The sequence below is a fragment of the Roseomonas sp. F4 genome (genome assembly GCF_053891155.1).
Map to the genome: position 1 here is coordinate 370,661 of NZ_JBSSHK010000001.1, position 11,773 is coordinate 382,433.

Genomic DNA, 11,773 nt, shown 5'->3' on the forward strand with positions numbered 1-11,773 from the left:
GCGCCTTGCGCATCCTGCCGCCCTGCCAAAGACAGGGACAAAGGCACAATGTTGCTTAAATCAACTCGCATGACGCTGCGCGGCGCCATCGGCGCGCTGGCGCTGGGCGCGCTGCTCGGCGGCGCGCCGGCCCAGGCCAGCACCTTCACCTGGGCCACCGCCAACGACATCCTCGGCCTGGACCCGCATGCCAACAATCATGGCGTGACCAACGCCATGAAATCCAACGTCTATGAGCCCCTGGTGCGGCGCGAGCCGGATGGCTCCCTCTCCCCGGCCCTGGCCGAACGCTGGGAGATGACCTCCCCCACCACCTGGCGCTTCCACCTGCGCCGCAACGTGAAGTTCCATGGCGGGGAGGCCTTCACGGCCGCCGATGTGGTGCATGCGGCGGAGCGCGTGAAGCAGAACGACATGGCCTATGTCGTGCAGTCCGTGGCCGCGGTGCGCGCCATCGACGACCACACGGTGGAATTCGAGACGCGCGGCCCGAATCCGATCCTGTTGCAGGATCTGACGCTGTTCTTCATCACCTCCAAGGCCTGGATCGAGGCGAACAACGCCATGGCCGTGGCCCGTGCCGGCCAGCCGGGCGCCACCAGCACCTTCGTCCAGCTCAACGCCAACGGCACCGGCCCCTTCCGGGTGACGGAACGCCTGGCCGATGAGCGCACCGTGCTGGTGCCGAATCCGGGCTGGTGGGACAACGCCCAGCACGGCATCACCCGCGCCGTCTTCCGCCCGGTGGCCAGCCCGCCGACCCGCGTCGCCGCGATCCTGTCGCGGGAGCTGGACGCGATGTACCATGTGCCGTTGCAGGATGTGCAGCGCATCTCCCAGGCGCCCGGCCTCCGCCTGATCCAGGGGCCGACGGCGCGCAGCATCTACTTCGCCTTCGACGTGAACCGTGCCGAGAATGCGGATGCGCCCGGCACGCCGAACCCGCTGCGCGACGTGCGCGTCCGCCGGGCCATGTACCAGGCGATCGACATGGGCACGATCACCCGCGTGATCCTGCGCAATTCCACCATCGCCGCCGGCCTGCCGGTGGGCACCGCGATCAGCGGTTTCGTCGAATCGCAGAACCAGCGCCTACCCTTCGATGCGGCGGCCGCGCGACGCCTGCTGACGGAAGCCGGCTTCCCGAATGGCTTCCCCATCACGCTGAGCTGCCCCAACAACCGCTACGTGAATGACGAGGCGATCTGCCAGGCCGTGATCGGCATGTTGCAGCGCGTCGGCATCCAGGCGCGGCTGGACAGCATTCCCTTCACCCGCTTCCTCCAGCGCGGCGCGAACAAGGAATACATGTTCTACATGCTCGGCTGGACGCCCGGGAATTTCGACATCACCAATCCGGGGCGCGAATTGCTGGGCGAGGGGTCGTTCAACTGGGGCGGTTTCCAGGACGACCGCATGGCGGAACTGCTGCGCCAGATCGCAGTGGAGACCGACCAGGCAAAGCGCCAGGACCTGTCCGGCCAGTACTGGGCGCGGTTCCAGGAACTGCTGCCGATGATCCCGCTGCACCAGGAGCCGCAGATTTTTGCGGTGCGCGACACGGTGGCGGAACTGCCGCTGCGGTCGAATGAGGATCTCGAACTGCGCCACGTCCGCATGCGGCGCTGATCGACGCTTGCGCCATCCGCGAAGGCCCGCCCTCACAAGGGCGGGCCTTTTTGCTGCGCGCTTGCCGGGCCGGCCGGCCGGCCGCAGCATGGCGTGACACAGCGGGAGACCAGGCGATGACCGGCCACGACCAAACGGGCGTCCGATGAGCGGGGCGATTGCCGAGGCCTCCGCCGCGTTGGTCGCGCTGCTGCGCGACCGGCTGGAGCCGTCGCATCCGGTCATGCTCTCCCCGGCGGAGGGGGCGGAGGGGATCGCGCTGCGGCTGCTGCATCTGCGGCCCGATGCGCGCCACGCCAACCGCCCGCTCGGCTTCGATCCGCAGGGCACCCGCGCCGCCCGGCCCGATCTGGGGCTGGAACTGGTCTATCTGCTGACGGCGGAGGACGGGGAGGAAATGGCGGCGCAGACCGCCCTCGGCGCGGCGCTGGCCGTGCTGCATGGCAACCCGGTTCTGGAGACGCCGTCCGGCGCCCGGCTCAACGTGTCGCTGCTGTCCGCGCCGCTGGCGGAGATGGCCATGGCCTGGACCGCGCTGCGGGAGACGCTGCGCTGCGGCGCGCTGATCGCGGTCTCCGGCGTGGAGGTGAAGGGCTGACTCAGCCTGGCGCTGCCAGCCCGCCATGCGCCGCCGACCAGGCGAAGGGATCGGCCAGGTAGCGCCGCAGCTCCGCCAGGGTCGCGGGCGGCAGCGCGCCGCGCGCCTCGGCCTCCGGCAGCACGTCTTCCCAGGTCGCCAGCGCGAACAACCGCGCGCCGACATCCGCGATGTCGGTCACCACGCGGTCAAAAATGCCCCATTTGAACAGCACGAAGATCTGCGTGACCTCCGCCCCGGCGCGGGTCAAGGCGCGGCTGTAGCCGGCCTTGCTGCGGCCGTCCGTGGTGACGTCGCTGACCAGCAGGGTGCGCGCGCCGGGCTTCAGGGCGCCCTCGATATGGGCATCGGCCCCGAATCCCTGGGCACGCTTGCGCACGGTGACGAAAGGCAGATGAAAGCGCTCGGCCAGCATGGCACCGATGGCGATGCCGCCCTGCTCCGTTGCCGCCACCGCGTCGAAGCCGTCGAAGCCGACTTCCGCCAGAATGCGGTCCTCCGCCCCCGCCAGCAGCGCCCGTCGCGCCAGCGGGAAGGAGAGTGCCCGCGGCATGTCGAGATAGGCCGGGCTGGCCCAGCCGGAGGACAGCATGAAGGGCCGATCCGGCCGCAGCAGGATGCTGCCGGTGTCGAGCAGGATGCGCGCGGTGCGGCGGCCGATCTCGGGGTCCGGGGTCATGCGCGCAACACCTCCGCGCCTTGCAGCAGGATGGCCTGCAGCACCGCGGCGCCTTCGAGAAAATCGGCCATCTCCATCGCCTCATGCGGGTTGTGGCTGCCGTGCTCGTTGCGCACGAAGACCATGGCGCTGGACACGCCGGCATTGGCGAAGATCGCGGCGTCATGGCCCGCGCCGCTGGCCAGCACTTCGTGCGGCATGCCGCCTTCGGTGCAGATGTGCCGCGCCAGCTCCAGCAGCCGCGCATCCATCACGGCGGGTGGCGTGCGCACGGCCGCGCCCAATTCGATCCGCACGCGGCGTTCCCGCGCGATCTCGCTGGCCTCGGCCTCGGCAAGCTGCCGGAAATCCTCCAGCGTGCGCTCGCTTTCGCTGCGGTATTCCAGGGTGAAACGCACTTCACCGGGCACCCGCGTCATGGCGTGTTCGCGCGGGTCCGTGGTGAAAATCCCAAAAGTCATCACCAGGTCCTCGCCGCGTTCCAGCAGGGTGCGCCAGGTGGCGTCGAGCCGCATGGCGAGGTCGGCCGCCCCCAGCACCGCATCCCGCCGCAGCCAGCGCGGCACCGCGCCGGAATGTGCGGCCTCCCCCAGGCAGCGCGCCGCCGGGTGCCGGAAATTGCCGCGGATGCCGGAGACGAGGCCGACCGGCACGCCGCGCGCCACCATCACCGGCCCCTGTTCGATATGCAGTTCCACGAAATGCGACAGGCTCCGGGGGTCCAGCAGCTGTTGCCGGGCGGCGACGGTGGCGACATCCACCCCCTCCCGCGCCATGGCGTCGCGCAGTTTCAGGGACGGGTCCTGAAGGCAGGGCAGGTCGAGCCAGGTCGGATCGAAGCTGCCGAACAGGGCGGAGGAGCCGAGATAGGGCCGACCATACCAGGCGCTTTCCTCCCCCCGCAGCACCAGCAGCTTCAGGCTGCGCGCCCTTGGCCCGGCCCGCTGGGCGCCGAGCAGGGCCAGCAGCCCCGCGATCACCCCCGCCGCGCCATCGAAATTGCCGCCCTGCGGCACGCTGTCGAGGTGGGAGCCGCAGGCGGCGGCGGGCAAAGTGGGGTCGGTGCCGGGCAGGGTGATGTGCAGATTGCCGGCGGCGTCCCAGGTGATCTCCAGCCCCGCCTCCCGCGCCACCGCCTCGATCCGCCGCATCGCCAGGGTTTCGGCCGGGCCATAGGTTTCGCGGGTGATGCCGGTGCCGTCATGATCGGTGGCGCGCATCTCCGCAAAAAGCCGGCTGGCGAGTTCGGCGAGGTCGGGGGCGATTCGGGGCAGAGGGGGAGCGCCGGGCAGATCCATCGCCGCAGGCTCGCCCAGCGGCGTAAGCCGCGCAAGCGGCACGGGTAAGGCCTGCGGCAGCGCCCCTTGGCATCGGCGCGCCGCCACCCCACCATCCGCCCCGACAACGGGCCGGGCGCCGCATGGACAATCTCGACTTTCTTATCCTCCGCACGGGTGAGGCCGATGGCCTGGTGACCGCGGAGGAGGCGCTGGATGCCGTGTCGGAGGCCTGGAAGGAATACGGCGCCGCACGGCAGGTGCTCTCCACCCCCGCCACCCTGTCCCTGGCGACGCCGGTGGCGACGTTCCGGGTAAAGGGTGCCGTGCTGCCTGAATCCGGGCTGGCCGGTTTCCGGCTGATGTCGGAAGGGGAGGCCGCCCGGGACTGGTTCTGGCTGGCCGATCTGGAAGGCCGCCCGCTGGCGCTGATCGAGGCGCGGTGGCTGCGGTCGCTGCGCACCGCCGCCACCGCCGCCTTGGCCGCCAAGCTTCTGGCCCCGGCCGGCATCACCAGCGCCGCGGTGATCGGCGCCGGCCGCATCGCGGCCCATCTGCCCGCCGTGCTGGCGCTGGCCCTGCCGGGCCTGACCACGCTGCATGTGGCGGCCAGGCGCGCGGAGGCTGTGGCTGAATTCTGCGCCAAGGGCCAGGACGGCTTGGCCCTGACCCCGGCTGCCAGCCCCGCCGAGGCGGCGCGGCAGGCGGAACTGGTCATCACCCTGTCCAGCGCCGCGTCCCCGGTGGTCGCCGCCGCCGATCTCCGCCCCGGCGCCACCGTCATCGCGCTGGGGCAGGCCGATCTGGCGCCGGATGTGCTGGGCTGGGCGCAGTCGGTCGTCTCCGACGCCGCCGACCTCAGCCATCCCAACGGCAATGCCGCCGCCTGGATCGCCGCCGGCGCCACCAGCGCCGCGGCGCTGGCGGAACGCGCCGGGCCGGATTTGGGGCTGTTGGCGGCGGGGCTGGCACCGGGCCGCGAGGACCCTGCCGCCAATCTGCTGGCGCTGGTGCAGGGGCTGGCGATCGGCGACCTGGCGCTGGCCGCCATCGCCTGGCGCAAGGCCCGCCTGCGCCGGCTCGGCCTCCGCTTCCCGCTGGGGGAGGCCCCGCCGGCGCGCTTCCGCGGCCCGACCCCGCGCCGCAACCGCAGCCTGATGCGGTAAGGCTTAGCTCGCCGCGTCCAGCACCTTGCGGACTTGTTCGGCAAGCTCCGCGAAACGGTAGGGCTTGGACAGAAGCGGCGCGGCGAAGTCGTGGCCAGCGTGATGGGTCAGCGCCTGGTCGTGATGGCCGGAGGTGAACAGCACCCGCAGCCCCGGCTGCCGCGCCGTCGCCAGTCGGGCCAGTTGATAGCCGTTCAGCCGACCCGGCATGACGATATCGGTGAACAGCAGATCGACCCCGGGGCGGGATTCCAGCAGCGCCAGCGCGCTGTCCCCATCCTCCGCCGCCAGCACCTCATAACCCAACCGCTGCAGCTGCGCCGTCGCGGTCTGGCGCAGCGCCGGGCCGTCTTCCACCAGCAGGATACAGGCGCTGGCCGGCGCGGCGGATGCGGTTTGCGATGGCGCCTGGGCCTCGGTTTCCGCGGGCTCGCTGGCGCGCGGCAGGTGCAGAGTCACCCGGGTGCCCTGGCCGGGTGCGGAGGCCAGGGTGACATGGCCATTCGACTGGCTGATGAAACCGAAGACCATGCTGAGCCCAAGGCCGCTGCCCTTGCCGAAGGCTTTGGTGGTGAAGAAGGGTTCGAAGGCGCGGGCGGCGACCTCCTCGCTCATGCCGGCGCCGGTGTCGCTGACGGTGATGGCCACATGCTCCCCCGGCGGCAGGGGCGGTGCGGCATTGCCGGCGGGCACTGGCCTGGCCTCGATGCGCAGCGTGCCGCCTTCGGGCATGGCGTCGCGCGCATTGATGCAGAGGTTGAGGATCGCATTCTCCAGTTGCGGCCCGTCGATCACCACCGGCAGCGGCGCCTCGGGCAGTACCAGCTCCAGCTGGATCTGCGCCGCGAACAGCCGGCGCAGCAGGGGCTGCATCTGCGCCAGCAGCCGGTTCACATCGGTGCTGCGGGGCGCGATCGGATGCAGCCGGGCGAAGCTGAGCAGCCGGCTGGTCAGCTCCGCCCCGCGTTCGGCGGCGGCATGGATCACGTCGATTCCGTGCCGGAGTTCGGCATCCAGCCCGGGCTGCTCCTGCAACAGCTCCGCATTGCCGATGATGACCGCCAGCAGGTTGTTGAAGTCATGCGCCACGCCACCGGTCAGCCGGCCGATGGCGTCCAGGCGCTGCGACTGCCGAAGCTGGTCTTCCATCTGCCGCCGCTGGGTGATGTCCAGCATGCTGCCCACCATGCGCCGCGACCGGCCGGACGGGTCGCGGATGACGAAGCCGCGATCGGCCACCAGGGCCAGCCCGCCATCCGCCTTGCGGAACTGGTATTCCGCCGACCAGAGCGTGTCGCCGGACCGCGCCACTGCGCGCCTTGTGGCGACCACACGATCCCTGTCCTCCGGCGCAATCCGTGCCTCCCACCATCCCGTCTCGCAGGGGCCGGGCGGCAGGACGTGGCCGAATCGCGCTTCCAGGCCTTCGCCCCAGCTCAGCCTGTCCTCCGCCAGGTCCCAGTCCCAGATGACCTCGCCGGTGGCGCGCGCCACCAGGCGCAGCCTTTCCTCGCTCAGCGCGATTTCCTCGGCATCGTGCAGGCGGCGCAGCAGCGGCCGCAGGCTGCCGGCCAGGCCCAGCAGCATGCCGGCGATGTCTTCCAACTCGGCGCGTTCGGTGGCGAAGCCGACGCTGAAGGCGAAGCGTTCCGGGCCGAGTGATACCGGGGTGATGATCTGGGATTTGATTCCTGATCGGACCGAAAGGCTGATGTTCGGGAAGCGGCGCTGCACCGCCGCATCGATGGCGCGGATGACCTGCTGCTCGCCACTGCTGGCGACCAGCCCCGCCAGGGAGTTGTCGATGCGCACCACGGTGTGGCGGAGGTGGTCGAGATAGGCCTCGGTCAGCTCCGGCGTGCTGGCCTGGCCGGCGACGAGTTGCAGATGTTCGCCGTCCTGGGCGATGCGGAAGCACAGGCACAGAACGCTGTCAGTGGCCTCGCGCAGCGCCGCCATGGTGGCGTCCAGCGCCTGGGCCAGGCTGGGCGCATCGGCCACCAGGCGCAGCAGCCGCTCGCGCAGGGCCAGCTGGTCCAATTCGCGCTGCCGGGTGGCGACTTCGGCCTGCAGGTCCAGCGCATCCATCGCGATGGCGGCCAGATCGGCGATGGCGGCCCGCTGTGCCGCCATCAGCGGCGCAGCATGGCGCAGGCGCAGCGTGCCCAGCCGGGTGCCATCCGGCAGGCACAGCGGGACATCCTCGGTGATGCCGGGGCCGGCGGTGTCGAAACTGTCCTGCCGCAGCAGGATGCGAGCCTCCTCCACCCCCGGCACGGCGCGCGCCAGGCGCTCGATCCGGGCGAAGGCCGCCGCCAGCGGCGTATGCGGCCGTGTCGGTTCCGCTTGCATCGTCCCGGCCATCATCACCTTTCCACAACCCATCCCGACCAGTCGGGACCGGACCGACCCTCGGGACCGCCAGGATGCCGATAATGGGAAGCCGCGTCATCCATGCCGGTGGCATGCGGCCTCCCTCTTGCTTGACTTCGCCCACGTCGGCCCGAACATCCGGGCTGCAAATGGATGGGACAGGCATGGATCTCGGCCCGACTGGCTTTCCCGTAACGGAGGCAGCACTGCCGGTGCTGGAGAGCGCGCCGGTCGGGCGGCGTTATCATCGGCTGATGCTCAACGCGCCAGCCCTGTCGGCGGCCAGCCGTCCCGGGCAGTTTTTTCATCTGCTGTGCCGGGACGGGGCGGGCAACGGCCCCTATCTGCGGCGGCCGATGAGCATCTGGCGCTGCGGGCCGGGCCGGGAGCTGGGCTTCCTGCTGCATGTGAAGGGGCGTGGGACCACGGCGCTGGCGGCGCTGCGGCCGGGGGACCAGCTGTCCGTGGTCGGGCCATTGGGGCAGGGATTCACCCTGGACCCGGCCTGGCGGCGCATCCTGATCCTGGCGCGCGGCGTCGGCCTCGCCACCCTCGCGCCGCTGACGGAGGCCGCAGCCGCCCAGGGCATCGCGGTGCAGGCGGTGCTCTCGGCGCAGGCGCCGGAGGATCTGATGGCGGCGGAATTCGTGGGCGAATCCGGTGCCGCCATCACCGCCGTCTTCGACAGCGACAGGTCGAGCGCGGTGCCGGCGATGGAGGCCCTGCTGCGGAAAGCCTTCGAGGGTCCGACGCGGCCGGACGCGGTCTTCACCTGCGGGTCCAACCGGCTGTTCCTGCTGTTGCAGCGGCTGGCGGCCGAATACGGCATTCCCGGCCAGATCGCGCTGGAACAGCAGATGGGCTGCGGGCTGGGCATGTGTTTCTGCTGCGTGCGGCAGATCCGGGCGCCGGATGGCCAGGTGGTGAATCTGCGGGTCTGCGCCGAGGGGCCGGTCTTCGACCTGCAGGCGGCGCTGGCATGGTAGATCTGGCCGTCCGCATCGGCGGGATGACGCTGGCCAATCCGGTGATGCCGGCCTCTGGCACCTTCGGGCCGGAACTGGCGCAGGTCTTCGACCTGAACCGGCTCGGCGCGCTGGTCACCAAATCCGTCACGCCCCAGTACCGGGAGGGGAATGCCCTGCCGCGGCTCTGCGAGACGGAGGCCGGGGTGCTGAATTCCATCGGGATTCCCGGCAAGGGGCTGCCGCATTTCATCGAACACGCCATGCCGGAATGGCGCCGCATCGCCGCGCCGCTGGTGGTCAGCCTCTCGGCCGATACCGTGGCCGCCTTCTCAGAAGCCGCGGCGCGGCTGGCGGCAACCCCCGGGGTGGCGGCGATCGAGGCCAATATCTCCTGCCCGAATCTGGAGGAGGATGGCCGCGCCTTCGCCATGCATCCGGAGACGGCGGGTGCGGCCATTGCCGCCATGCGCGCTGCCTGCGCCCTGCCGATCTGGGCCAAGCTGTCGCCCAATACCGCCGATATCGCCGCCGTGGCCCGCGCGGTGGAGGCGGCGGGGGCGGATGCGGTGGTGGTGGCCAATACCATTCTGGGGCTCGCCATCGACATCGACCGTATGGCGCCGAAGCTGGGTGCCGGGATGGGCGGGTTCTCGGGGCCTGCCTTCAAGCCGATCGCGCTGCGTCTGGTCTGGCAATGCGCCCAGGCGGTGCGGATTCCCGTGATCGGAGTGGGCGGCATCACCACGGCGGAGGATGCGGTGGAATTCCTGATGGCCGGCGCCAGCGCGGTGCAGGTCGGCACCGCCAGCTTTGTCAGCCCCACCGCCTTGCTGGCCGTGCTCGACGGTCTTTCGGCCTTTTGCGCCCGGCGCGGTTTTGCGCGCGTGTCGGACCTGACCGGGCTGGCCCTGCCGGGGCGGCTGCGGCCGGCGGCGGAGTGATGGCGGAGGCATTGCGGCTCTGTGCCCAGGCGGAGGTGCCGGAAGGGGAGGGGCGGCGGGTGGAGACGGAGATCGGCGACTTCGCCGTCTTCCGGCTCGATGGCGCCTTCTTCGTGATGGCCAATGCCTGCACCCATGGCCCCGGCCATCTCGGCCTGAGCCCGGTGGAGGGCGGGGAGGTGGTCTGCGAGGCCCATCGCGGCCGCTTCGACATCCGCACCGGCCGCGCCACCCGCCTGCCGTGCCGGGAGGCGGTGCAGGTCTGGGACGCGGTGCTGCGGGACGGCGCCATCTGGATCGACCCCGAGCTGGGCCGGGTGGCGGACTGAGATGGCCGTCGATTTCCTGGGGCTGGAAGCCTTCCTGTCGATCGCCGAGCGCGGCTCCTTCCGCAAGGCGGCGGCGCATCTCAACCTGTCGCAGACGGGCCTGTCCCACCGCATCCGCAAGTTCGAGGATGCGCTGGGCTGCCGCCTGCTGGCGCGCAGCACCAGGCAGGTGACACTGACGCCGGCCGGGCTGGAACTCGCGGGCCGGGCGCGCGGGCCGGTGGACACGCTGGTGGCTGCGCTGGCGGAGCTGCGCGCGGGGGCCGGGCGGCGGGAGCAGAGCGTGACCATCGGCTGCCTGCCGACCATCGCCGTGCACCATATCCCGCGCCTTCTGGTCGATTTCGCCCGCGCCCATCCCGGCGTGACGGTGAAGGTCTTCGACAATTCGGCCAGCGAGATCGCCGAGCGCGTGGCGCGGGGGGAGGCAGAATTCGGCATCACCATCGTCTCGGCCAATCGCTGGGACCTGGATATCGTGCCGCTGATGACAGAGGCCTTCGTCGTCGCCTGCCCGGTGGGCCATGTCTTCGCCGCCCGCCCGCACCTCGCCTGGTCGGAGCTGGAGGGTCAGCCGCTGGTCCGTGTCGCGCCGCATACCGGCAATCGCGCCCTGTTGGATGAGGCGCTGGGCGCGCGGCGGGATGCGATGGACTGGCGGTATGAGGTGCAGCACCTGGCCACCGCCATCAGCATGGTGGAATCCGGCCTCGCCCTGGCCGTGGTGCCGCGCCTGGCGGTGGATGCCAGCGGATCGCCCGGTGTGGTGGCGGTGCCGCTGCGCGATCCCGGGGTGATCCGCCGCCTCGGTGTCGTGTCCCGCCGCGGGGTGCCACTGTCGCCCGTGGCGGAGGCGCTGCTGGCACTGCTGCGCCGGCATTTCCGGGCGCGGCCGAAGGACCGCATCGCCTCCTGAAATGTGCACACCCTGCGCCTGCCAAGGCGGGCGAGCGGCCAAGCCCCCGGAGGGGGCGCCCGGCGCTTGAGGGTCAAGCATGTGCATAAAACAGCATAGTCGCGCCATTCTTTCCATTTGTCGCATGGGCGCGGCGCGGGCATTCTCCGGCGAAATCGCGCCATCCCGAGGAATCGCATGTCCAAGTCCGGTCTCGTCATCACCGCCCATCCGGGCGATTTCGTCTGGCGCGCTGGCGGCGCCATCGCGCTGCATGCCAAGCGCGGCTACCGCATGAAGATCCTCTGCATGTCCTATGGCGAGCGTGGCGAGAGCCAGTTCGCCTGGAAGGAAAAGGGCGCGACGCTGGAAGGCGTGAAGGCCGGCCGCAAGGCGGAGGCCGAGGCGGCGGCGGCGGTGCTCGGCGCCGAGATCGAGTTCATGGATGCCGGCGACTACCCGCTGGGCAACACGCCGGAGATGCTCGACCGCGCCATCGACATTTTCCGCGAATTGAATCCCAGCTTCGTCCTGAGCCATGCGCTGAAGGACCCCTACAATTTCGACCACCCCGAGGCGGCGCATTTCGCGCAGCAGGCGCGCGTCATCGCCCAGGCGATGGGCCACAAGCCGCAGGCCGACTACACCTACTCCGCCCCCGCCATGTTCCTGTTCGAGCCGCATCAGCCCGAACAATGCGACTTCAAGCCGGATGTGCTGCTGAACATCTCCGAGGTGTGGGAGACCAAGTTCAAGGCCTTCCAGTGCCTGCCGGCGCAGAAGCACCTCTGGGCCTATTATGAGCGGGTGGCGCTGAATCGCGGCATGCAGGGCGGCCGCAATTCCGGCAAGCCGATGGTGCATGGGGAGGCCTATATGCGCCTGTTCCCGCAGGCCCTCGAAGAACTGGTCTGAGCG

The 11,773-nt window shown here is 70.7% G+C and carries 11 protein-coding genes; 8 read left to right on the top strand and 3 right to left on the bottom strand.

Going from position 1 to position 11,773, the window contains the following annotated elements:
• Nucleotides 1–48: 48 nt before the first annotated feature.
• Nucleotides 49–1,629, top strand: coding sequence for an ABC transporter substrate-binding protein (locus ACVFYP_RS01760; RefSeq protein ID WP_499198399.1), 1,581 nt, complete (start codon nt 49–51; stop codon nt 1,627–1,629).
• Between the two features lie 145 nt (nt 1,630–1,774).
• Nucleotides 1,775–2,227 (top strand): Pvc16 family protein, encoded by a 453-nt coding sequence (locus ACVFYP_RS01765; RefSeq protein ID WP_499198400.1) that lies wholly within the window; start codon nt 1,775–1,777, stop codon nt 2,225–2,227.
• 1 nt (nt 2,228) lies between these two features.
• Here ACVFYP_RS01765 and ACVFYP_RS01770 read toward each other — a convergent pair whose 3' ends face one another.
• Together ACVFYP_RS01770 and ACVFYP_RS01775 are read right to left on the bottom strand one after the other, a co-directional pair.
• Nucleotides 2,229–2,906, bottom strand: a complete 678-nt coding sequence (locus ACVFYP_RS01770) for an orotate phosphoribosyltransferase (protein ID WP_499198401.1) — start codon at nt 2,904–2,906, stop codon at nt 2,229–2,231.
• A complete protein-coding gene (locus tag ACVFYP_RS01775; RefSeq protein ID WP_499198402.1) occupies nt 2,903–4,204 on the bottom strand; it encodes a Zn-dependent hydrolase in 1,302 nt (433 codons plus the stop codon). Before ACVFYP_RS01775 ends, ACVFYP_RS01770 begins: the two co-directional genes overlap by 4 nt.
• Before the next feature lie 122 nt (nt 4,205–4,326).
• Here ACVFYP_RS01775 and ACVFYP_RS01780 point away from each other — a divergent pair, with 122 nt between their 5' ends.
• The gene (locus ACVFYP_RS01780) at nt 4,327–5,349 is read left to right on the top strand and encodes a hypothetical protein (RefSeq protein ID WP_499198403.1); all 1,023 of its coding nucleotides are present in this window, start codon (nt 4,327–4,329) and stop codon (nt 5,347–5,349) included.
• A 3-nt stretch (nt 5,350–5,352) separates the two neighbouring features.
• On the opposite strand, the gene ACVFYP_RS01785 is transcribed toward ACVFYP_RS01780, so the two are convergent.
• A complete protein-coding gene (locus ACVFYP_RS01785; RefSeq protein ID WP_499198404.1) occupies nt 5,353–7,713 on the bottom strand; it encodes an ATP-binding protein in 2,361 nt (786 codons plus the stop codon).
• 173 nt (nt 7,714–7,886) lie between these two features.
• Between ACVFYP_RS01785 and ACVFYP_RS01790 the strand changes: the two genes are divergently transcribed.
• The 5 genes from ACVFYP_RS01790 to ACVFYP_RS01810 all read left to right on the top strand — a co-directional run bounded on the left by ACVFYP_RS01790 (nt 7,887) and on the right by ACVFYP_RS01810 (nt 11,770).
• Complete coding sequence (locus ACVFYP_RS01790; RefSeq protein ID WP_499198405.1) at nt 7,887–8,708, top strand: dihydroorotate dehydrogenase electron transfer subunit; 822 nt, start codon at nt 7,887–7,889, stop codon at nt 8,706–8,708.
• A complete protein-coding gene (locus tag ACVFYP_RS01795) occupies nt 8,702–9,631 on the top strand; it encodes a dihydroorotate dehydrogenase (protein ID WP_499198406.1) in 930 nt (309 codons plus the stop codon). Before ACVFYP_RS01790 ends, ACVFYP_RS01795 begins: the two co-directional genes overlap by 7 nt.
• Nucleotides 9,631–9,960, top strand: a complete 330-nt coding sequence (locus tag ACVFYP_RS01800) for a non-heme iron oxygenase ferredoxin subunit (protein ID WP_499198407.1) — start codon at nt 9,631–9,633, stop codon at nt 9,958–9,960. Before ACVFYP_RS01795 ends, ACVFYP_RS01800 begins: the two co-directional genes overlap by 1 nt.
• 1 nt (nt 9,961) lies before the next feature.
• Nucleotides 9,962–10,876, top strand: a complete 915-nt coding sequence (locus ACVFYP_RS01805; protein ID WP_499198408.1) for a LysR family transcriptional regulator — start codon at nt 9,962–9,964, stop codon at nt 10,874–10,876.
• 177 nt (nt 10,877–11,053) lie between these two features.
• Nucleotides 11,054–11,770: a PIG-L deacetylase family protein gene (locus tag ACVFYP_RS01810; RefSeq protein ID WP_499198409.1), complete on the top strand. Its 717-nt coding sequence runs from the start codon at nt 11,054–11,056 to the stop codon at nt 11,768–11,770.
• Nucleotides 11,771–11,773: the final 3 nt, after the last annotated feature.